The following is a 23,162-nucleotide window of genomic DNA, read 5'->3' as shown; positions in this document are numbered from 1 at the left end:
ATTTTTTATTTATTTCAGTACTGTAAAGGGCACTTTTAGACTTAGGGATATGTTTCTACCCATTTCATCAGCGTAGTACCTAAAACGATTCATATAATCGCGATAATTGGTATTAAATACATTATCGATTGTAATATCTAGTTCTATTTTTTGATTTTTAATCGGCAATGATACTCCTCCTTTAATTTGAAGGAGGGTATAAGCATTTGGTGGTGTTGTAAAATCTACTTCGGATGGTACTCTTTTCTGTTCAAAAACATGGTTCACTGCTATACCAATCCACGGTTTATCAACTTTTTGAACGTTTTTAAACTGATAGTTAATCCCACCACCAATTCTATTGGCCGGCATGAAAATTAAATCTTCGTTAATGCTTCTATTTTTTGCCCAAAGTAAACTTGTTTTAGCATCTAGAGATATGGAATTAGTCCATTCATATTTCCAAGCTAGGTCTAGCCCATTTAATAAAGCATTTACTTGTTGGTACCTAAAAACAGGAAATGCCCCTCTGACAGTCAACGAAGTTCCGTCTGGCTGTAAATAGATAAAATTGTCAATCAAGTTGCTATATATCAAAGCATCGAAAGTTGTTTTATTGGTTTGATAGATTACTGACCCAGAGACTTTATATGACGTTTCTTTATCTAAGTTAGCATCACCATATTCTAAAGCTGCCACACCATGGTGCAATCCTGCACTAAACAATTCATTGATTCCCGGCGCTCTTTGTGCGATTGTTGTATTCAAACCAACTTTCCAATTTTCAGAGAGCAGAACATCAGTCTCCAAACTACCTGCTAAAGTGGTGAATGCTACAATTTCATCTAGATAAGTTTTATTAATGTATCGAGAAACATTCATCGAGAAATTATCAATACGAAAACCACCATTCACCGTCCATAAATTTTTCTTCCAATTGGAAATCAAATATCCTCCAAAAGTGGTTCCATCATATGCAGGAATAAAGCTTCGGCTACCTTTTAAAACATTTTCTTGAGTTTGGAATTTACCTCCAATTTCAGTTTCTACTTCTTTTAATTTTGGCAGCTTCCATCCCAATTGAGCCTGATAGGTTTCTAAATTTACAGCAAATTCCGGCAGTTCTTCTTGGTCGGTTGAAATCCCTCTTGAAGTATGTTTGTCATATTCTTCACGTCTATTAAATTGCCGAGCCAATTGCAATTCAATTGAACCAGCAGACTTTAATTCATAGTTAGTACGCCACTGAATGGTTTCATGTTCCACATGCTGATAAGGCCTTGCAATGGAATAAGAAAAATTACCTCTGTCCTCTTCTCTAGGCTCTGATCGATTTATGGCCTCTTCTAAATCAGTTAGGTTTCCGATATGAGCACCAGAAAATATGCCCAATTCGGTATTAATTTGACTGTAATAGATTTCTGTTTTCAACCGATTTTTCTGATAACCCAACTGCCATGAATAGTTGTACTCCTCGGTTCCTGTATTGTTAAGGTAATAATTTGGAGTCCGAATGGTACCACTCTTTTTCAAACTTCCTTGCATGGCCCAACTAAAATTGGAGAGCTTTTCAAATTTACCTTCTAACCTCAGCGAACCGGTCCCTTTGCGATTATTACTGCTTCCACCAAGAAATAATAAACCATTAATGCCTGTCGAATCCATTAATTGCTTCGGTGAAGAAATTAAAGCACCACCAATAGCACCTGAACCATACTTTAAAGCACTTGCTCCTTTCACTACTTTCAACTGATCGATGGTAAATGGATCCAGCTCCGGTGCATGTTCTTCGCCCCAATTCTGTCCTTCTAAGGTCATTCCATTTGTTACAATTGCCACTCGATTGCTGTGCAGTCCATGTATTATTGGCTTTGAAACATTGGCACCATTCTGAAGCATATTTACACCATTCACAGTAGATGCCAAAGAAGCAATAGACTGCATTACCTCTTGTTTCTCGATTGGTTTTAACTCTATACTTGTCACCTCATGTCGATCTCTCTTAAAAGAAGCTACTTGAACTTCATTTAATTCTTCAGCATGATGCTCCAATTCAAAATTCTGCACTAGTAAATTTGAATTGACTTCAATTTCTACTGTATCTGGTGTACAGCCAATATGACTGATTACAATGTGGTACGTTCCAAAACAAAGATTCTCAATCTTATATTCTCCTTCAAAATTGGCCGAAAACCCTTTTCCATTTTCAATAATATAAATGGTAGAAAAAGATAAATCTGAACGATCGTGTTCATCAATAACTTTCCCCATCAATGTAGATTGACAATTGGAATTGACCGATTGAGAAAATAAATTTGAAACGCCAACCACAATAACCAGTAAGGTCATTAATAGTTTAATTTTCAATTTATTTCATTTAATTAAATAGCTAAGAAAAACTAGATATTACATTAAATGAAGGGGGACCACGAAGGGAATAGGGGAAAAATTGTAGTTGCTTTGTTGCAGAGACCTGAATTGAACTAACTTTAGAATTGACACAAGTCATTTGACCTTGTACCTTATCCTCTACTTTGATAAAATGAGGAATCACCACAGAACAAAAATCACAACTCTCAAATACGTGATCTGAAATTAATCCATGCGTATCATCGAAAAAGTGAGTATCATGAGTGGTGTCGTGATGATGAAATGAACTCGCAGGAAATAGCACCACTGAAAAAATCAGTAGTAAAAAACATGCTATCCTCCTAAAATACGGTTTCATCATTTGCAAAGCTAAGACATTGCTTAGGGTTTAATTTCCTTTATAAGTGCTTTCTTTCGAACGAGGAAATACATTGTTCGTTTGGTCTATATCTGCCATTCTTTTAGAGGAATCAATTTCAATGGATTCAATTTCAAATTGAGGCACATCAATACTAAACTCATAAGCTGGGTAGGTCCATGGCCAATCTTTCAATAAAACAGCTGAAGTGTTTTCTTGCTTTTCTGCTCGCATTATTGTCAACGGAATATAATATTGTAATTCCTTCCCACTTTTCAATTTTACAGTAATGTCTAAAGGCATTGGCATTTCACCCTTTCTTTCCAATGTTATGGTCGTTTTTTTCTTCTCAGCTGAAGTGGATTGAATGGCATAGTCAATTGTATTGGTAGATTTTAACCATTGATCAAAGTACCAATCCAACTCCATCCCAGACTCTTTTTCCATAATGCGTTTGAAATCTGTAGGTGTAGGGTGCTTAAATTTCCATTGATTGAAGTAGGTCAACATCCCTTTATTTAACGCATCCTGTCCTATAATATAGCTTAACTGATGCAAGAAAATACATCCCATAGAGTATGAAGCAACACCGTATGCTCGATTTGTGTGATACCAGTCTGCATGTGTAGACATGGACATCTGCTTTCCTGAAGCTACCAAACTGTAATAAGAGCGATAACTGCCTTCGAAAGGTTTAAAATCTGGTAAGATTTCAGCTAAAACCACATCTTCTGCATAAGAAGTAAAACCTTCATCCATCCATGAATAAAAAGACTCGTTAGTAGCTAATACATGCTGATACCAACTGTGTATTGCCTCATGAGCAGTTACACCAATTAAACTTCCTTTACTTCTATGTCCAGTAATTAAAGTAGCCATTGCATACTCCATTCCTCCATCTCCACCTTGAATTACGGCATATTCATCATACGGATATACCCCAAATTTTTCATTCATCTTTTGAAAAATCAGAGCCGTGTATCTAGGTAAAGAATCCCACAAAACTGTTTTCTCTGAGGGTACATAAAAAAACCTTAACAATGGACCACCTTCAACTTGATGAGTGATTTGCTTGTAATTTTTATCTGCAGCCCAAGCAAAATCATGTACTTTAGGGGATTTAAAATGCCATTCAATTTTAGCTGATGTATTAGTACCGCTTATAGCATAACCCTTTCCTACTTCCGCTTTATTTTGTAAATAACCAGTTCCTGCTAGTGTATATGCCGAGTCCATTTTGATTTTAATATCAAAAGTGCCCCAAACGCCATGAAATTCTCTTCCTATGTATGGATTTGCATGCCATCCTTCAAAATCATATTCAGCCATTTTTGGATACCATTGAGTCATTGAGTAGGCGATACCTTCTGCATTATCTCTTCCTGATCTTCTAACCTGTAATGGCACTTGAGCCTCAAAGTCCATTTTAAATACAGTCTTTGAATTTGGCAAAATAGGCTCCGCCAATTCTACCTCCAAAATGGTACCTTCCACATTATAGGATAACACCTTGCCATTCTGAGTCAATGATTTAATTTTTTGATAACCCTCTTCTTCTTTGGTGAGGTTAAAAATTCGGTCACCCACTCTTCTATCTGGATCTTCAATATTTCTAGATCGTACATCCATCATGCTACCTTTCTGGAAAGCATTGAAATAAAGGTGGTAAAACACTCTATGTAAAGTATCTGGAGAGTTATTGAAATATTCCAACTCCTGAATTCCCTTGAATTGATGCTTGTCTGCTTCGAAGTCTATTTCCATTTGGTAAGCGACTTCTTGCTGCCAATAGTTAGATTGAGAAAATGAAGAAATTGAAATTAAACCGATTATACAAAAAAGTAGGATTCTCATAAAAAAAATTTAGTTGCAAAAGTACGAAATCCAGTTTCAATTCGCTGTGATGATAAGAAATGGACTGTAATTCAAATTGTTAAATAAGTGGAAATAAAATGAATAAATAGTAAAATTAGGTCAAGTCAATGAGAGACAATTATTAACAATGTATAATTTTTATCAACAAAAAAGTGCATTTTTTCTTGAAAAGCTTGCTCTACTTGATAATTCCTCTATATTTGTAAGTAATCAAAGCAATTAATCTAAATTAATAACTTAAAAACAAAAAAAATGAATAAAGCAGAATTAATTGAAGCAATCTCTGACGAATCAAATTTATCAAAAGCTGACGCAAAAAGAGCATTAGATGCTTTTATTAGTGTTACAGGAAAAGCATTAAAAAAAGACGATAAAGTTGCTTTAGTAGGTTTTGGAACTTTCTCAGTTTCTCAAAGAGCAGCTAGAAAAGGTAGAAATCCACAAACAGGAAAAGAAATTAACATCGAAGCTAAGAATGTAGTAAAATTCAAAGCTGGTAGCGAACTTTCTGCTCAAGTAAAGTAAGTAGTTATAAAATTTCTATTGAAGCCCATTGATTAAATTATCATTGGGCTTTTTTTATTAACTCAAATTAAGTTTTTTGCTACCCTCATTTTTTTTATATTTGTTTTTCAAGTATATAACTATAACCTTTAATTAATAAAAATAATGGGAAAAGGAGATATTAAGTCAAGACGAGGTAAAATTGCAAATAGCTCATCAGGGGTTAGCAGACAAAAAAAGAAAAACACATCGACAGCTGCGCCTGTTAAGGCTAAAAAAGTAGTGGAAAAAGCTGAAAAGGCAAAGCCGGCAGCAAAGAAAACAACAGCGGCAAAGAAACCTGCTGCTGAGAAAAAGACTACTGCGAAGAAAACAACTGCAAAGAAGGAAAATTAACTTCAATTAGCATAAAAAGAAAGGGGTTCAACTAAGTTGAACCCCTTTCTTTTTAGATTTCGGTTATTTTATTTCACATTGTATTCTACGTTTACCTTATAAATATACTTTGGAATTCCTCCAATAGGTGATGCAAATAATGGTACCGGAATGTTGTATTCATTCGTAATGTATAATGTCATGTCATTCATAAAGCTTGCTCTTTTGATTAGTCTTAAATTCATAGACTTTCCCCTCTCATCACTTTCTATCACATGAATTCCTTTACTCCAATTACCATCGTTTGAAAAATTAGATAAATGACCATTCTTTACCCTAGAGTAAATCTTTATGGCTCCATCATTATCAAAATCAAAATTGTGCTGAATTAATTTGACAGTGTTGTTGTCTACAAATGGATAAAAGTAGGCCTGAGACCCAGCCTCCTCCTTCAATCTAAAACAATACTCATAAGTAAAGGCATTGGCACCTAAAATTGGCACATTGGTACTAGCAGATCGACTTAAAAAGTAGCGGTACATATTACCATCATCACCAGATTCACCTTCGGCAATCAACTTAAAAACACGAGATTTTAGATTCTCAACATATTCTCCCTCATTTGGATTTATTGGGCCAAAAGTATACCATTTGTCATCCCATTCACTTTCATTACCAAAACTTTTAGAAGCCAATTGTATCCCACTCTTATAATTGCCAACAGGATCTACATTCAAGGCGTCCTTATTGGTATAAGCTTCGTTTCCTCCGTATAAGGTATAAGTTGTTTTGGTATTGTATACTTTATTAATTTGATCGTGTTTCCCACCACAATCAGGATCAAAAACTCGAATATAAAAAGGCTCTTTAGCAGATTCCGGAATTGAAAAAAAGAAAACCTGAGAGTGGTCATCATCTCCCCAAGTACCAGCTGCATCTTTTCCAAAAGTGACTATATAATTAATGTTCTCTGCTTTTGAAGGAACTTCTTGTGCAATAACTGTAGAATGAAAAATAAAAACAGCGAATAGTGTATAGATAAGGTTTTTCATTTTATCGATTGTTACTTATGTTAATGGTATCTTTAATGGCTTTAACGATTTGAATTGATTCTCCATCATATTTCATTTCATAAACCATTACTTCAAAATCACCTTGTTCGTAAAATACATTTTTTACCAATCTTCCAGAAGAATAATTCCCATCACCAAAACTCCAAAGTAAGAAATTCCCTTCTTCAGCAGTATAGCCTTTCGTTTCAAATGACACCGTATTCAAAATTTTAAAAAAGCCACTCTTATTGAATCTTAACGCTGATGGTAAATTTAAAACTATTGTAGTATCGCTTTCTACCATTTGACCAATTTTAGGATCAAAGGTATTTAAGGCCGCTTGATGAAAACCAGGTCTAGTAAAACAATGTTCCACCTGAATCCCTTTTCGCTTGCGTAATCCATCAAACACCCATGTATATTCTAATTCTGGGGCATTCTGATCAATCGATTTGGAAGCATCTAAAGAGACACAGTATTCCGGAATATTATTGACTATGATTTCCCCGGTGTAACTAGAAATTGATTTTTGTGCTACAGCTAAAGTATCAGCTCCGACTTTACGAGTTTGTGCAAATGAAAAGCCACATACTAGTAGCAAATATGCAAGGATAAAATTTTTCATTTTAATGAACTAATAGGGGTTTGTTAAAATTAATCTATTTTTTAAAGTATTCGTATGCCTTAGGCAAGTGGTGTTTGATGTCACGGATTCTAGTTTCATCAGAAGGGTGTGTACTTAATAGTTCTGTGGGATTTTGTCCGCTTTGAGCAGCCATTCTTTCCCAAAAGTAGACTGCATTAATTGGATCATAGTCCGCCATTGCCATAAATATCAAACCCATTTGGTCTGCCTCGGATTCATGCATTCTTGAATATTTTAATGTACCCAATTGAGAAGCTACTCCATATGAAGTCAAAAATATACTGCGAGTGAGTTCTTCCTTCTGACTTGTAGCAACATCTAATGCTAAGCCTCCTGCTTGAACAATCAAACCTTGACTCATACGCTCATTTCCATGTCTAGCAACTGCATGCGCTATTTCGTGTCCCATTACCACTGCAATACCAATCTCATTCTCCGTGATCGGTAAAATACCAGTGTAAAACATTACTTTACCGCCAGGCATACACCAAGCATTCACTGTATTGTCTTCTGCGACGTTAAATTCCCATTGAAATTCTTCTAGCCTAGATTTATACCCGTTATTTGTGAGATAAGTATTTACTGCTTCTGAAATTTTTGCGCCAACTTTTTTGACCTGAATTACTCTAGGGTCAGAATCGGGCAATAAATTTACTTCCTTCTTTACTTGGTCATAATTACTTAAACTCATACTGAGCATTTGACTCTCTGGCAATAGCTTCACTTGTTTTCTACCAGAAATTGGCACTGTTGTGCAAGCTATTAGTGAACAAAACAAAGAAGTATATAGGAATGCTCTCATTTTTAAATAATTTTTGCCCTTAATTTTTGATCAATTAATGCCTGATTGATTGGTTTTAGTTTTTGTAATGCACCTTTTTTTACACTGCATTTACCATTGTAATGAACAATATATGAGCATTGCTCAGCCTGCATTGGGGAATGCGCACAATACTTAACTAGACATTCAATCACATGATCAAAGGTATTTACATCGTCATTAAAAAGAACAATTTCATGAGAATCACCCAATGACTCTTTCAACAATTCTTCAATGGAAGTCTCCGTTTGTATCTCTGACATAGTTTTGTCTTTTCTGCAAGCAATATAGCTTACTCATTCATCAATTTCAATGCTTCATCCGTAGATATTTTTTTGCCATTATTATAGGCAATAACGAATGCATCAGGTACTGTACTTCTAAGACGATCTCTACCAATTGCAGCACTTACAGGGTCGTTATATACCCCTGAACTGTATCTGTATAAACCATCTCGAACTACCATAACAGCTAACTCAGGAACATCTATTTCTCCTTTTTTAATCGGTTTAGAATACACCCCAACTTGAACTGTGAAATAAACTCCTGATATCGTTTTGATATCTTTTGCTGTTGCAATATCTGCAGCCTTAAATTCAGTTGGTAATGACGCGTTATCACTTGAAGTGGAAGATGAACCATTGCTTGATCCACCCGCAGAAGCAACATTACCGGTAACACCTGTCATTTTATTCACTATAGCTTTTACATCTTCAATTGTGGCACTATTCTGACCGCCTACTTGATCATTTCTAGCTTCAGCAATGTTCACTCGTTTTCCATCTTTAAATGCTACTACAAATGCATCTGAATATCCTAGCGCTCTGATGTCTGCTTTAGCTTGATCTGCTGAATTAAATTCTAAAAATAAACCGGCAGTATATCTAGTAATTCCGTTTCCTACTTTTTCACCCATCAATGGGGCAAATCCCTTAAACAAGTCTTGAGAAATTGGATTTCTGAATGCGCCTACTTGAACTTTATAAATAATTCCATTGGGCAATGCCACATCAATTGGAATCGGATTATCTCTTGAATAAACAGATTCTGATGGATTCACTTTACTAAATACTCCTTTAGTACTTACTTCAAGGTTCACTTTTGCGGTTCTTGTAGAAGGCACAGTAGTCGAAGTTTTATTTGGACTAGTTTTCGAAGTTGAACGATTACTTTGAACTGGCTTATCACCTTCTATTTTTCCTAAATCTACAGTGGTTGATCCAGCAACAAATTCATCGGAATTCTTGTTTGTACTGGTCGTTCCTGATCCGGTATTGACTGCAAGTAAATTGTCTGTAGCAGTAAAATCAGGAGCAGGAGGCACAAATGAAGCCTGAGCCATTCCTGAAATCAAAGCTCCAGCTTTTCTCATCTTCATGGCTTCTGTTCTACCTACATTAACAATCGCTGCACTAGCCGCATTTTCTTTTTGACGCGCTACATAAGTTTTCACGCGAATCATTTTTTGCAATGAATCGGCTAAGCGCTTATCGTCTTTATTTTTTGCCACTTCCATTTGCTCATACATTACATTTGCCTCTTTAATCAATTGATTGCGCTCTTGAATATTTTTGGCATAAGTAACATAAGCAGGATTATCTTTAATGGTATTATACTCTTCTTCTGAAAATTCAACTTCTCCAAGGTCTACTCCTGGTTGATTTAAAGCTGTAGAACCTCTTAACTGATTAGACAATTGCTTTTCTTCAAATATGGTTTGTAGGCGATCTTCACGTGACTCTTCCATTTTTGCCAGTTGCTCATCTAACTGATTGGCTCTTCTATTGTATAACTCTGCCTGATTTTCTTTCTTTCCTTTCTCATCAGTTAACTGAATAATTTCAGCTTCAATTATCTCCCTTTCTTTCTTCTTTTTAGTTTCAGACAATTGATATTGCAACTCAGCAATTTTAGAATCAATTTCTAATGCCTCCATTTGAATAGAGTCGGCAATTACACGCTCTCTTGCAGCTAAAACATTCTGTTGGCCACTAGCCTCCATTTTTTGATTTTTAACTTCGGCATTATTTACTACTCGAACATCTTTTGGTTTCGCAGCAGAAGGGTTTTCATATTCTACAGTGGCTTCATTAAGCGCTATCATTGCTTCTTGTTGTTTCTTTAACGCAATTACTTCGTAGTTGTATGCCTTCTGAAGATCAACCGTTTTTTGATTGAATCGATCCTTGTCTCCCACTGCCTTTCGGATATTTATGGCCTCATTGAAGTAGTAATACGACTCATTTAACAAAAGATCTGCTAATTCAATATTACTAGATTGAAACGATTGACTAAACTTTGGAAAGTCATTTAATTCGGCATTTTGTTGAAGAAATTCAGCTTGATTTACTTTCCCATAAATTTCATTCACTTCAATTTGTTTTTGCTCTGATTCTTCTCTCAACGCATCAGCCAAGGCCAAAGCATCTGTTCGTTCTTTCACTGTTGGCAATGCTAGTGCAGCCGCACGAGTTTCATTATATTGAGTCATTAAGGCACTCGCTTCCGCTTTTCCTGCTTCTGCTGATTGAACCAATTGCTGAGCGGTTGGCGAGTCATATTTTACATCTGTTGCATATTTCAAATCAGAAAATTTATCTGCAGGCGATCCTTTTGGTGCTGCATAGTTCACTGATGAATTGCTATTACTAGATGGTTGGCTAAGTGCAATTCCACTTGAGTTAATTGAAGGAGTTGTTGACTCCGATTGAACAGCAACAACTGAATTCTGACTATCACTTTCTCCTTCTTTCGCGATGGATGGAATTTTTGTTTCTGCTACTACTTCGTTTTTGACAACTTCACTTTCATCTAGTGAACTATTCTCGATTGCGGCAATTTCATCATCTCCACTGTCAGTGTTTGATGAATTACGAGTATCAGTTGAAGAGTTGTTAGATGCCAAATCAGACGAAGGCGCATTTGTAACATCGCCACCTAATTCTAAAATAGAAGAATTATTCTCATTTCGTTTTTCTGTTAATGCAGCTAAATGCTCTTTATTCAAGTTTGCATTTCCAGAAATAGCAGATTGCTTTTTAATAGCTAAAATCTCCTTGTCTATTTCTTCATTCCAATCTGAATAAATGGCAATCTTCGCTTCATCTTTACTTACTTGATCAGGGATCTTATCAGCCTCTTTTAAGTTAATTTCAAACCCTTTGTAATAAGATGGAACAGTTAATTCCACATCGTCTAAAATTTCAACAGTTCCTCCTGATGAAGGTTGTGTCAACTGAACAAACTGATCAGCTGCAGACTGCTTCTCTCTTTTTTGAGTTTCTAGCGCTGAAATTTCGTTTGAAAGTTTAGACTTCTCCGCTGCATTTGCAGAAGACTTCAATTGTTCTTTCAACTCTATTCGTTGCTGCACCACATTCGCCCAATCCTGATTAATTTCTGCTAATTGTAGATTTTTCTCACCCAATTCATTTAATCCTTGAGCTTGTTTTATTCTCTCCTCAAAAGATTGATCAGATGGCAATTCTTTTAATTCTGTTTGCAATGCTACTGGGTCAGAGAAGTTAACAGAAACTGTTGATCTTTCTACATTAGTTGGAGCGTATAGCAAATTATTCTCCATAAAATAAGCCACTGTTTCTGACAATGCTTCCTTTTGCTGAGTAGAAACTGCAGTTAGATTCTTTCCTTCACTGTTTTTAATTCCAGCTGATAATCGGTCCGCAAAGCTTTCTTCAAAACGCACTTCATCTGCCGCTGCCTTATTCTTTATAATTTCTTGTTTATTCTTATCTATTTCAAAGCTTAGATCTTCTTTATCTAAACTTAAACTGCTCAACCTACTTTGAATTTTTTCCTTTTCGTTCTTATTTCGAGTCTTTTCAAATTGCTCTGTCAATTGCATCGCCTCATCTTCAATCACTTTAATTTGCTCAGTTAATAATTTGATCGAATTCTCATTTTTAGCGAAGCTATCCTCAGCAGTAATTCTATTTCTAGTTACCCTTTCTTTTTCTTCAGCAATTACCGTTTCTTCATTATTCGGAACAACTACCGACTTCTTTAATTGAGAAACGACATTCTCTGCTTCTGCCAATTGATTGTTGGCAATTAAACTATCGGCCGTCTTTTTAGAATTAGTCGCTTTCTTTAATTGTTTGGAATAATCGACCTCCTTATTTTCAAAAACTTCCGCATAATCCAATGCTAATTTTGATTCTAAAGCAAGCTTTGTTGCTCTGCTATTGGCCTCTGCTGCCTTTTGAAGAGCGGTCTCTTTAGCACTTCCCGAAGCACTATTGGCAATTTCTTCTTGCTTCTCCCCTTCCTTAAAGAACTCCAATGCCTCGTTACTTTTTTTGTACCCTTCATTAAAAGTATATTTCGCACTCTTTGAAGCATCTTCAGATTTGATTTTCAGTTTAGATTCAATCGCAGAGATTTCGTCTCTTACTGATTTTGCTTTAGCAGCGGCAGCATCGTTGGAAATGGTCTTGGACACTTCATCCGATCTAACTTCTTCATTTTTTTCTGTTGAAGTGGCATCAGTTGGCTCAATCACTCCACCACCAATTGCTTCTATACTTCTTGTATCAGCTAAAATCTTAGCTTCGTCAGCATTTTGCTTAATATCTGCTTGGCGAATCAACAAACTAGAAGATACAACCGGCCCTCCAGAGTAATCTTCCGCAGAAATAGATCCATCAAAAATATTTTTGATCACTAATTTTTGATCCTTTCCTTCCCCAACTAATCGCAACTCTTGACCAAGCAAAGCAAATTCTTCTTGCTTCGGAATGTTAACAGTGCCGGCATGAATTGGAGAATCTTCTGTAGTTTCAATATTGAATTTATAAATTCCGCCTTTACTTTCTATTTCAACAGAATAATTCCCTTTTTCGTCGGTATCATAAACACCAACAGTTTCATTGGTTACTGCATCAACTATCGTAATTTTTGCACGTTTTAAGTTGGGAATATTTTCTGCTATAAACTTTCCTTTTATTACGATTAAATCAGGCTGTTTTGGGCTTGTAGATACCTTGTAAACATAATATTGATTCCCTACATTGTTTCTATCTGATGCAAAGTAAGCCAATGACTGGTCATCATTGGTAACATACATCACATCGTCATTTACGGTAGAAAATGGAAAATCTAGGTTAACTGGCTTAGTCCATCCTCCTATACTTGCATCAAAGGTGGTTTTAAACAGGTCATACCCTCCCATAGAATTATGTCCTTTAGAAGCAAAATACATGGTTCGTTTATCAGGCAAAATAAATGCGAAAGCTTCATCATAAGGCGTATTAATTGAGCTTCCTACACTTACAGCCTCACTCCATTTTCCGTTTCCTAATTTTACAGCTTTATAAATGTCTCGTTGATTATCACCACTCTTACCATAGGACGAAAAGTAAACTTCATTCGCATCATCTGGCAAGTACATTACAGAAGATTCGTTGTTCTTTTTATCGTATTTCGATTTAAACTCGTCAGGTTTCACAACCACCTTACCATTTAATCCTTCCAATTGGTAGATCCGGAAGAAGTCATCCTTTGAAATAGACTCTTTGGAAACGACATCTAATCGATTAATTGAGCGGAGTAATTCATTGCCGCTCTTCACCATCTCAATTTGTTGATCTATTTCATATAACTTTCTATCTGACGTAGAGGCCTTGGACTTAAACTTATTATAATTCTGGAGTGCTTTTGTAAATTGATAGTTGTAATGAAATGCCTTTCCAGTGTAATAATAGGCTAAAGGATCAATTGTGGACTTAGAAGTTGCAAAAGCCAAATATTTAAGCGCTTTACTTTTATCAGGATCTGAGTCCAATAAAGTAGCGCCATATTTAAAGTTGTATTCAGGATCTTTTGGATATAAACTCAATAACTGAGCATAAAGTGGTGCAGCCTCTATAAACTTCTTTTGATCAAATAATTCAGCTGCCTTCTTCTTTAAATCATCCTCTGATTTAAATGAATCTTGTGCAATCGACTCATTTGAAAACATCAAAAACAAGATCGAAACTACAATGGTTATATTTTTAAAAATCATCTTTCTCTTACTAGTCACTTATAAAATCCTAAAATGGCATTATCCAAATTTATAGAATGCTTTGTCTTTAAATACGTTGTATTCACTGAAACTATTAACATACTTACAAACAATCCCATTTCAAAGAAAACACAAATATGGGTAAAATACCTAATTAGCTCCTAATTATTTGATGAGAAGTATAAATCTTTCGATGAATTACTCCTCTTCAAATTGCCTTAAGAATATTTCCTTTTTCTTTTGGTTTCCATACATAAACGTAAATGGTTCTTCCTTTCTTGCTACGTCTGCTTTTCTTTTGTCATCCTTCAACGATTTAATTTGTTCATTAAATGCTTCATTAGACGAAACCACCTGCATCATTCCTCGTCTATAATTGAAGTAATACCAGTTATTTCCATCTATTTCTAAATAGATATCCAAAATATCGCCACTTCGTTTCTTGGTCAACATCACTACACCATCAATATACTTGTTCACTTCCTCTTTATTGATGTTTGAGATACCTAACTGACCGAATGAGGTAAATGTATTTTTTTCTTCATCCCATTTAAACTTAATGTCATTGAAAATAATTCGTTGATTTAATTCATTTGGGATTCTCTTAAACTTACCGTTCAAGTTCAATTGAGAAATCAACTTGTCTGCTTCATCCAAAGGAATCACTTCACGCAATCCCTTCTCAAATACTGATCTGGACAAATCAACAGGAGTCAGTTTTAAATTTTCATTGATCTGATCGGCTATTTTTTTCATAGCGTTATCATCAAAAAAGAAATCTACTCCCATCATAAAATCTCCAATCACTTCATTCTCTGCATTAGCTGTAGGCTGATTGTGGATCATACTTCCAGTGGTCATTAATTTTACTTGACCTAAATCAGAAGCTAAATTCACTTTACCTTCACCATACACTTTGCAATCTTTTAGGTTCAAGCTCAAATAGTTTCCTGGCAAATCCAATGTTTTGATCTTTTCTTTTGATCCTATTTTATACTCACTATTATCTTTATCAAAATACATAAAACCATAAGCAGGCAACAACTCTCTATCGCTATGAAAAACTTTTTGGGACACAAAAGCTGAATAAATAAAATTGCTGTCGGTGTTTAAGTTTATACTAGCCGATAAGATTGTTTTGTTGACATCCACAATTCCAGTATCAATTGGAATAAATATTTCATTTGGATTAATTTCGGCTCTAAAACGCAACCAGTTAATACCAATTCGCTCACAATTGTGATTAATTTTTACTCCACCATCAAAAATCAAATATTGATTATTGGCCAATAAATCCACTTCTCCTTTAAAGGCATGTTGGGGACTTAAAGTAAACAATGAATCATCTTCAATTACACCGTGTGCAGTGGTTTGGCCGGTAGTATCCACATTTATTGTCTGTAAATAAATGGATTGAGTGCTTGATGCTTCATCTACATAATCAATATAACCTGCACCAAAATACTTTTTCTTTCCCTCAATTTTGATGTTTGCATTGTAAATGTTGTGGTATTCAGTTACTGCGTTTGCGACAACTCCAGCATTCTTCAACTCTTCCATATTGGCACTCTTTCTAATCACCACTGCTCCGCTATCAGGATAAACTTTAGCATCTCCTGTAGTTATATACTTTACATCAAACGCACTAATAATATGTCTTCTAGAATCAAATCGCGCAATGGGAGAATAAAAGAACAAACTGTCTTGCTCCGCCTTCGTAGAAATAAATTTGGAGCCTTCCAGCTTAACATCAGCGGAAACTGTATTGGATGCCTTACCTGTTAAGTCAATCATTCCATTGTCCATATACCACTTAAATTCTTCCATAAAGCATAAATACTGGTTGGTCGGGAAGAAAATTGGATCATCTTCACCATTCGGTTTAAATTCAGCAAATCGCCCCTTATAGTCTACGTGGGCTTTTACATTTGCTGTATTCAAAGCAAAACCACTATTATTCTCTTCAATTAATTGAAAATCTGCAGTATCTGCATCAAACACTGTATTTTGGAAAATCATATTTTTAGAAGCCAAATTTGCCTTTTCAAATAAGAATGTCCCATTTCCTGACAATCCAGTTGGACGTAAAGACGTGGTTCCTCTAAAATAAGATCGCATGTCATAAAATGCCATCGAATTATCAGTCATAGCAGTGGTATAAAACACATCTTCTTGTGGTTTCCAACTAATTTTAACACTGTCTGCCTGAACCGGAGGAAACTCTGTACCAGTTTTTACCTCTGCCAAAACATGAGATTGTGCCAAAGCTTCCACTGATTTAGGATAGAATTTAAAATCATCTGATAAGGTTGTTGAAGTCAAATACTCTAACTTACCATCACCTCTTAATCCTTTGTGAGACAACTTAATTGTACTGTGGAACTGCCCTTTTCCACCATAAGTCGGGTAACCACCAGGAGGCGCTTGTCTGATAAATCCCAATGACATATCAGACTGCACTGTTAATGCTTCATCAAATTCAGGGAAAATATTGGAGGTAAAACTACCTTCAAATCGCAGCTGATCATTGGAGAAGTTATCTAAACTATCAATTTGAAAAGGACGAACCTGAAAGTAAAAGTCGTCTCTTTTATAGACGCCATTTTCCACTTCTTTTTTATCATAGTATACATAGGAGTCACCAAAACTTTTAATTACAGGAAACTCCGGGAATTCCTTTATTCCTGATTTATTCTCAAAATTATCAATGAGGAGTTCTCCATTAATTCCTTCTATTACTGTTCGAACTTTCTTTAGAATTGGTTTTCCATTTCGATCCAAATCACCTGAGAATGCTCTTAAGCCTAAGGAATCCACATTCGTTAAATTAATCTTAAATTGCTCATAATCAAAAGAAAAATCTTTCCCATAAAAACTAAAAATATCCACAGCCTCAACCTGACCTCCAAAGGTAAAGTAGCGGTTTTTCTTCATCACCACTCGCTGATCTGATGGCAATATAAATACCTTTTGGGAATCACTTAACAAAATCCCTTCTACTCCATTGATCGTTAAATCATAGTTTAACAAGTTCAAACTAGCATTATTCTTACCCTTCTTATCCGAACGAATTGAAATTACATCGTAATCAATTTTAGAAAAACTAGACTGCACATATTGGGTCAATCTTTTCTTAACTGTAAATTCCCCTTTTTTGTAGTTGTACTTTATAAAACCTCTTGTAGCCAAATACATCAATAAGTTTTCTCCGGCGGCATCACTAATTTTCATAAAATAGCACAGTTCCTTAAACAATAAATCTTTAGAACCTACTTGCTCCGATAATCGTTGAATTTGAAGCAAAGGATTTATATCTCCTCTACCCTTTAAAAGGTTGTACTCGTCGAGTTTAAAATAGTTTTCTGAAGTAAAAGTAGCTTCAGTACGAGTACTTCCCATCAAACTAGTCATTTCTAAAAGTGGGTCTTCTTGATTCCAATTGAGTACCTCAAAATCCATGTCGATTTTATGGTAGGAATCAAAATAAGGAGAAATTGCCATTCCCTGATTGTCTCTATATAAAGTAACTTGTTTCTTTTTTGGGAAAAACTTGAAGTTCAAACCAGGATGATGAATGGAGTCACTTCCCAAGTAAAAACTAACTGCAGCATTGTCTGAGATAATTCGCTCAGTGTTAATTACAAATGCCTTAGAAGATGCCCTAAGAAATACTGTATCATTTCTATGAAAAACCAAGTAAGCATCGTTCAACTCGTTACCACTACCAATAAATTTAGAACCCACCATACTAAAACCACCATCGTAATCAACAGCCGGGGATATATTCTCAATAATCAATCGTTTATCATAAGAATCAAACTTTGGATATGCCGATTTTTCAGGGGTATTATTTGCTTGAATTTTATCTTCTAATTGACCTAAAAGCGGTTTATCAAAATAGAAAGAATTGTAAAATTCAACTGAATCAGCGGTGTAGGTATAGGTTTTTGTATTGACTACATAGTTGTATAATTTAGCGTAAACTTCATCGCCCATCATACCTGCTTTTTCCCAAGTTACAGTTCCTCCTTTTCCCACCCACTTCTCTTCTGTAGGATAGTAAGTTCCTTTTGTACCTGAAATTTTCATACTGTCGTCTCGGGCGAAACACAACAAATCAAGTGCCTCAAAGGTAATCGTTGGCAAACTGTCGAATCCAAAAATATAGTTACTGTTATTGGCGGCCCATTTAGTGGAACTGGAAGAATACAATGCATTTTCAGAGAACAATCCATCAGAAAAAGTCAAGTAGCTGGAGAAATTCCGTTTATTTCTATCATCTAAAAGTCGAATTAAAGTGGCCTGCCATTCATCAAAACTGTTTTCGGTTTGATAGGTAGAAGTTACAAAACTTCCTACGGTATAGAGGTAACTACGAAAATCAGGAAAAGCACGCATTTTCTTTTGAAGCATTTTGTTGGTCACCAAATAAACACCACGACGCTGTTCTTCGGAAAAGTACCCACCATACCACACTTCCTTAAACTGCTTCATAAAATCTTTCCCTTCTTTTCTTGCATCGGACATAAAAGCCTCCATTTGATTGAAAAACTGAATGGAGTCAGCAGGAAAACTCAATGGAGTTTGCGCTTTTAGTCCAAAATTGAAAGCAAGGAATACGATGGCAATAAGCAGTTTCTTCATGTTCTTATTTTTTATAATGCAATGCGCACCAATTGTTTCGTTCTATTTTATTGCGTTGAGAAAATCCGAGTTCTTTCAATTTTTGATCCAAATGTTCAAAATCAGTAACAAAAAAACCACTCAATAATAAATCTGCTTCACTACTCATTGATTCTGAATAAACAGGCAAATCTCTAAGCAATATATTTCGATTAATATTAGCGATAAACACTTCATATTCTTTTCCCTTTGCTTGCTCAGCTCCTCCTTGTAACACTTCAATCTCAGAAGTATTGTTTCGCTCTATATTTTCAAGGGTATTTTCATACGCCCAATCGTCAATATCCACAGCAGTGACAGTTGAAGCTCCCTCCAGTTTTGCTAAAATTGCTAAAACCCCGGTACCGCACCCCATATCCATTACCTTCTTGTCTTTCAATTCCAATTGACGCATCAGCTGGATCATCATGAAAGTGGTGTCGTGATGGCCAGTACCAAAACTCATCTTTGGTTCAATCAATATACTAAACTCACAATCTGTTGATTTTTCATGAAATGGTGCAATGATTTCACAGTAATCATCAACGCTTACCTTAGGAAAACTCTTCTCCCATTCCGCATTCCAATTTTGTTGTGGAATCAATAATTTTTCAAAACTTATTTGAAGAGATTCATCAGCGAATAAATAGAGTTCATTGAAACGCTCTTCAGAAAATTCATTCTCTGAAATATATGCATTCAATCCGTCCGCTTCCTCAGTAAAACTTTCAAAGCCCATCTCACCAAGCTCATACATTAATATTTCCTGATAAGGAACTAACGGACTTACTTTAAATTTAAACTCTATATAATTCATTTAATAAGAATTAGCTATTTGAATAAAATCTTTCGCCTTTAATGACGCACCACCAATCAATCCACCATCAACATCGGGTTGACGGAACAACTCTTCCGCATTTTTAGGATTGCAACTACCTCCATATAAAATTGAAATAGAATCAGCCACTTCTTGTGAATATTTCTTCGTCAATAATTTTCTGATAAAGGCATGTATTTCTTGCGCTTGTTCAGAAGAAGCAGTTACTCCTGTTCCAATGGCCCAAACAGGCTCATAGGCAATCACTACATCGGAAATCGTTGAGTCATCCAAATGAAACAAGCCTTCACTAATCTGTGATTCTATCACTTTAAAGTGATTATTTGCTTCTCTTTCAGGCAATGTTTCTCCACAACAATAAACAGCCTGCATATCTACCGCCAATACAGCGTCTACTTTTTTGGCTAACAACTCATTGGTTTCACCAAAATAGGCTCTACGTTCTGAGTGACCTATCAAAATGGCTGTGGCTCCTGTCGATTGAATCATATCAACAGATACCTCTCCTGTATAAGCTCCGGATTTTGCTTCATGGCAGTTTTGAGCACCTACATTAATGCCATAATCAATGGAATTTACCACTGAAACTATATTTGTAAAAGAAGGAAAAACAATCAGTTGATCTGCCTTCACTCCGCTCGAAATGGCTTGATTTAATTCCTTCACTAATGACTCTGCTTCCTTCACTGTCAGGTTCATTTTCCAGTTTCCTGCTACAATTTTCTTTCTCATAATTTAACTTTAACTCACTCTAACTCTCGGATCCAAAACTCCATAGAGTATATCAACAATTATATTAATTACCACAAAAATAACTGCAATAACGAGCACTGCACCCATTACCACTGGTAAATCGTATTTTTCTAATGCATTCACGACTTCCCAACCAATTCCTTTCCATGCAAATACAATTTCAACGAAAACTGCACCCGCCATCAAACTAGCAAACATTCCTGAAACTGCGGTTAATACTGGATTTAATGCATTTTTCAAGGCGTGTTTTAAAACCACTACTTTATTGCTTAATCCTTTTGCCCTTGCCGTTCGGATGTAATCTTGACCCAAGACTTCTAACATCGAATTTCTACTCAATTGAACAATTACTGCCAATGGGCGAACTCCTAAAGTGATGGCAGGCAGAATCAAGTTCCGCAATGCCAAATACTCTCCATTCCCCATATCGTCTACTTCAAACAAACTACCAGTCATGTCTAAACCAGTGTAGTCTGATAAAATATATCCAAATACCCAAGCGATTACTATTCCCACAAAAAAGGAAGGCAACGCCATTCCTGAAGTAGCAAAAATCAGACTCAGCCGATCCAATACTCCATCTTTATATAAAGCAGATAGAATTCCTAAAAACACACCAATTACGGTAGCCAAAATAATGGCCGCAATAGCAAGCACAGTAGTTTCCAACAATGTTTCAGCTATAATCTGGTTTACTTTTTTCTGCGTTTGATAAGACCTTCTAAGGTAAGGCGCTTTTGCAAGAATAGCAATCTCTCCAATTTGAACGAGTTGAATGCCACTGTATTTTGTGTGATCTAAATAAATGATGCTTTCTTCAATATCAGGTTTATGAACCGAAATCGGAGACAAATCATTCAAGTATAAAAAATACTGTGTCGGTAATGATTGATTTAATCCCAAGTCTTTATTGATTGCATCGATAGAGGCTTTATCTGCTCGCTGACCAAGCATCATCCGAGCAGGATCTCCTGGCAAAACATTAAAGAGTATAAATACGACTGTTACTACTCCAAAAAGCACCAATAATCCATACAATACACGTTTAACAATAAAGTTTAACACACTTATTTCGTTACATTATACTCTTCAGAAACATCTTCAAATGTTGGGATATCATTATTATGCCACTTCCCAACAACGGTTCCTCTTCGCATCATTACCAATCCAGGATTAGAACGAACAATGGTTTTTAATACAATTCCATCAGTGGTGTAAATCGGAAATGGTGTTTGGTTTTTATGTCTAAAATCTTCTGAAATTTCATAAGAAGCAGCACTCAAACCTATGAATTCAATTCCTTCAGCTTCTGCTTTCTTAGCAAAATCATTGATTAATTCCATTTTATTGGTAGCTGTTTTATTCAAATCATACATCACCAAAACGAATACCAACTCTTCATTATTGACAACATCAGTAATGTCGTTTCCATCATGATCTACCACAGAAAAGTCAGTAATCTTGGCAACATCGCCTTCCTTGATCAACTTACTTTCAGTGTTTACCCACTCCCAATTATCATCATCCCAAGGATAGTTTTCTTGTGTAAAGTCTTTTACTTCACCGGTACTTTTATTCTTGTAGGTCAGTATATTCTCATAAACCGGTTGAATTGCATTTTCAGGCAACGTCATTTGCTCGGGTAAGTTTTTACCAACTGCATAAGGTCTAAAATCGCGCTGAGGCAAATGCCACACACAATTAATGGAAAAGGCGGTGCTTACTATTAACGAAACGATCACTGCCACTAACGCATGTTTATGTTTATTGATTAAGAACATCGCTAAGTTTGCACCAAGCACCCCAACAGTCAAAACCAATGGGAAATTCCAGCTCAACTGATAAGACAATGCGCCCATCACAATTAAAGAGATAAAGAAGTAGATCAAGGCGGGTTTTGCCTCATCAAAAGGCTTGATTGTATTTCTCTTTATAAATAGAATTATAATTAATCCTAACAATATCAAATCTTTATAAAATGATTGCCAAGGTGTCAATGGAATAGCATCTCCAAAACAACCACAAGAACGCACAATTTCGAACACCGCTGAAGCGAATGTTAACCCCGTAAAGAATAGAATTAGTCCCAATAAAATCCAACTTACTTCTTTCATTTTGTAACCCACTAAAACGGCTACTCCTAATATAATTTCTAGAATACAAATTGCTGCTGCAAATGGCATTGCAATCTCCATCAACCAATCCCAATCGGTGCCAAACTCAGTAAAATACTCTTGTAATTTGTATGAAAAACCAAGTGGGTCATTTGCTTTCACAACACCAGAAAAAATAAAAAGGTTTCCAACAAATAATCGAGAAAAGTGAAGTATAAATTTCATAATAAAGTATTTATAGGGTTATAAATTATTCTTCTAATTTTATTAGGGCAAAAACGGCATAATTGAGCATATCCAAGTAATTGGCATCAATTCCTTCCGAAATTAAGGTTTTTCCTTTATTGGATTCTATCTGCTTAACACGCAATATCTTTTGGAGGATTAAATCTGTCAAAGAACTCACTCTCATCGTCCTCCAGGCTTCATCGTAATCGTGATTTTTATTCATCATCAACTCCTTTGCAACTGTGGCATGGTGATGAAATAACTTTTCTAGCTTTTGCTGATCCATGTGTTGCTCTTCAGAAACACCCATTTCCAATTGAATTAACGCCATGATGGAATAATTAACAATGGCAATAAACTCAGGAACAACCCCTTCATCTACTTTACTCATTCCATTGTCTTCAATGGTGCGAATTCGTTTCGCCTTTATGTATAATTGATCAGTTAACGAACTCGTTCTCAAAATACGCCAAGCTGTGCCATAATCTTTGCTTTTTTGACCAAAAATGTCATAGCATTTGGTTATTATTGAATCATATTGTTCATCTGTATTATTCATTCTA

At 35.6% G+C, this 23,162-nt stretch carries 16 protein-coding genes; 2 read left to right on the top strand and 14 right to left on the bottom strand.

All coding sequences use genetic code 11. The features are described from left to right. Positions 1-9: 9 nt before the first annotated feature. The 3 genes from ACTB0X_RS05165 to ACTB0X_RS05155 are packed head-to-tail and all read right to left on the bottom strand — an operon-like array spanning position 10 to position 4,561. On the bottom strand, positions 10-2,346 hold the full coding sequence (locus ACTB0X_RS05165; RefSeq protein WP_463023926.1) for a TonB-dependent receptor: 2,337 nt from the start codon (positions 2,344-2,346) through the stop codon (positions 10-12). 22 nt (positions 2,347-2,368) lie between these two features. Continuing rightward, the gene (locus ACTB0X_RS05160) at positions 2,369-2,707 is read right to left on the bottom strand and encodes a hypothetical protein (RefSeq protein ID WP_463023925.1); all 339 of its coding nucleotides are present in this window, start codon (positions 2,705-2,707) and stop codon (positions 2,369-2,371) included. A 30-nt stretch (positions 2,708-2,737) separates the two neighbouring features. After that, positions 2,738-4,561: a M1 family metallopeptidase gene (locus ACTB0X_RS05155; RefSeq protein WP_463023924.1), complete on the bottom strand. Its 1,824-nt coding sequence runs from the start codon at positions 4,559-4,561 to the stop codon at positions 2,738-2,740. Between the two features lie 273 nt (positions 4,562-4,834). Here ACTB0X_RS05155 and ACTB0X_RS05150 point away from each other — a divergent pair, with 273 nt between their 5' ends. Both ACTB0X_RS05150 and ACTB0X_RS05145 read left to right on the top strand, forming a co-directional pair. Beyond that, positions 4,835-5,107: an HU family DNA-binding protein gene (locus ACTB0X_RS05150; RefSeq protein ID WP_463023923.1), complete on the top strand. Its 273-nt coding sequence runs from the start codon at positions 4,835-4,837 to the stop codon at positions 5,105-5,107. A 144-nt stretch (positions 5,108-5,251) separates the two neighbouring features. Beyond that, positions 5,252-5,482, top strand: coding sequence for a 30S ribosomal protein THX (locus tag ACTB0X_RS05145; RefSeq protein WP_463023922.1), 231 nt, complete (start codon positions 5,252-5,254; stop codon positions 5,480-5,482). Between the two features lie 68 nt (positions 5,483-5,550). On the opposite strand, the gene ACTB0X_RS05140 is transcribed toward ACTB0X_RS05145, so the two are convergent. From ACTB0X_RS05140 to ACTB0X_RS05090, 11 genes are all read right to left on the bottom strand, one after another. After that, positions 5,551-6,513: a hypothetical protein gene (locus ACTB0X_RS05140; RefSeq protein WP_463023921.1), complete on the bottom strand. Its 963-nt coding sequence runs from the start codon at positions 6,511-6,513 to the stop codon at positions 5,551-5,553. Position 6,514: 1 nt separating this feature from the next. Further along, positions 6,515-7,138 (bottom strand): hypothetical protein, encoded by a 624-nt coding sequence (locus ACTB0X_RS05135; RefSeq protein ID WP_463023920.1) that lies wholly within the window; start codon positions 7,136-7,138, stop codon positions 6,515-6,517. A 34-nt stretch (positions 7,139-7,172) separates the two neighbouring features. Further along, on the bottom strand, positions 7,173-7,961 hold the full coding sequence (locus ACTB0X_RS05130) for a M48 family metallopeptidase (protein WP_463023919.1): 789 nt from the start codon (positions 7,959-7,961) through the stop codon (positions 7,173-7,175). Between the two features lie 2 nt (positions 7,962-7,963). Beyond that, complete coding sequence (locus ACTB0X_RS05125; protein WP_463023918.1) at positions 7,964-8,242, bottom strand: ATP-dependent Clp protease adaptor ClpS; 279 nt, start codon at positions 8,240-8,242, stop codon at positions 7,964-7,966. A gap of 29 nt (positions 8,243-8,271) precedes the next feature. Next, positions 8,272-14,004, bottom strand: coding sequence for a tetratricopeptide repeat protein (locus tag ACTB0X_RS05120; RefSeq protein ID WP_463023917.1), 5,733 nt, complete (start codon positions 14,002-14,004; stop codon positions 8,272-8,274). A 198-nt stretch (positions 14,005-14,202) separates the two neighbouring features. Then, complete coding sequence (locus tag ACTB0X_RS05115) at positions 14,203-18,648, bottom strand: hypothetical protein (protein WP_463023916.1); 4,446 nt, start codon at positions 18,646-18,648, stop codon at positions 14,203-14,205. A 4-nt stretch (positions 18,649-18,652) separates the two neighbouring features. After that, positions 18,653-19,483, bottom strand: coding sequence for a 50S ribosomal protein L11 methyltransferase (prmA, locus tag ACTB0X_RS05110; protein WP_463023915.1), 831 nt, complete (start codon positions 19,481-19,483; stop codon positions 18,653-18,655). Next, positions 19,484-20,236: a triose-phosphate isomerase gene (tpiA, locus tag ACTB0X_RS05105; RefSeq protein ID WP_463023914.1), complete on the bottom strand. Its 753-nt coding sequence runs from the start codon at positions 20,234-20,236 to the stop codon at positions 19,484-19,486. Between the two features lie 9 nt (positions 20,237-20,245). Beyond that, positions 20,246-21,322 carry an ABC transporter permease gene (locus ACTB0X_RS05100; protein ID WP_463023913.1) on the bottom strand — a complete coding sequence of 359 codons (1,077 nt, stop codon included), beginning with the start codon at positions 21,320-21,322 and terminating at the stop codon, positions 20,246-20,248. Positions 21,323-21,324: 2 nt separating this feature from the next. Then, positions 21,325-22,596, bottom strand: a complete 1,272-nt coding sequence (locus ACTB0X_RS05095) for a MauE/DoxX family redox-associated membrane protein (RefSeq protein ID WP_463023912.1) — start codon at positions 22,594-22,596, stop codon at positions 21,325-21,327. Positions 22,597-22,621: 25 nt separating this feature from the next. Beyond that, a complete protein-coding gene (locus ACTB0X_RS05090) occupies positions 22,622-23,158 on the bottom strand; it encodes a DUF1599 domain-containing protein (protein WP_463023911.1) in 537 nt (178 codons plus the stop codon). Positions 23,159-23,162: the final 4 nt, after the last annotated feature.

Source organism: Acidiluteibacter sp. (assembly GCF_055129545.1).
This window is presented reverse-complemented; position numbering and strand designations above follow the sequence as displayed.

Bases quoted from the DNA above. Each gene is read 5' to 3' on its own strand.
- ACTB0X_RS05160 (WP_463023925.1), bottom strand. From the start codon at position 2,707: ATGAAACCGTATTTTAGGAGGATAGCATGTTTTTTACTACTGATTTTT.
- ACTB0X_RS05155 (WP_463023924.1), bottom strand. From the start codon at position 4,561: ATGAGAATCCTACTTTTTTGTATAATCGGTTTAATTTCAATTTCTTCA.
- ACTB0X_RS05150 (WP_463023923.1), top strand. From the start codon at position 4,835: ATGAATAAAGCAGAATTAATTGAAGCAATCTCTGACGAATCAAATTTA.
- ACTB0X_RS05145 (WP_463023922.1), top strand. From the start codon at position 5,252: ATGGGAAAAGGAGATATTAAGTCAAGACGAGGTAAAATTGCAAATAGC.
- ACTB0X_RS05140 (WP_463023921.1), bottom strand. From the start codon at position 6,513: ATGAAAAACCTTATCTATACACTATTCGCTGTTTTTATTTTTCATTCT.
- ACTB0X_RS05135 (WP_463023920.1), bottom strand. From the start codon at position 7,138: ATGAAAAATTTTATCCTTGCATATTTGCTACTAGTATGTGGCTTTTCA.
- ACTB0X_RS05130 (WP_463023919.1), bottom strand. From the start codon at position 7,961: ATGAGAGCATTCCTATATACTTCTTTGTTTTGTTCACTAATAGCTTGC.
- ACTB0X_RS05125 (WP_463023918.1), bottom strand. From the start codon at position 8,242: ATGTCAGAGATACAAACGGAGACTTCCATTGAAGAATTGTTGAAAGAG.
- ACTB0X_RS05120 (WP_463023917.1), bottom strand. From the start codon at position 14,004: ATGATTTTTAAAAATATAACCATTGTAGTTTCGATCTTGTTTTTGATG.
- ACTB0X_RS05115 (WP_463023916.1), bottom strand. From the start codon at position 18,648: ATGAAGAAACTGCTTATTGCCATCGTATTCCTTGCTTTCAATTTTGGA.
- prmA (WP_463023915.1), bottom strand. From the start codon at position 19,483: ATGAATTATATAGAGTTTAAATTTAAAGTAAGTCCGTTAGTTCCTTAT.
- tpiA (WP_463023914.1), bottom strand. From the start codon at position 20,236: ATGAGAAAGAAAATTGTAGCAGGAAACTGGAAAATGAACCTGACAGTG.
- ACTB0X_RS05095 (WP_463023912.1), bottom strand. From the start codon at position 22,596: ATGAAATTTATACTTCACTTTTCTCGATTATTTGTTGGAAACCTTTTT.
- ACTB0X_RS05090 (WP_463023911.1), bottom strand. From the start codon at position 23,158: ATGAATAATACAGATGAACAATATGATTCAATAATAACCAAATGCTAT.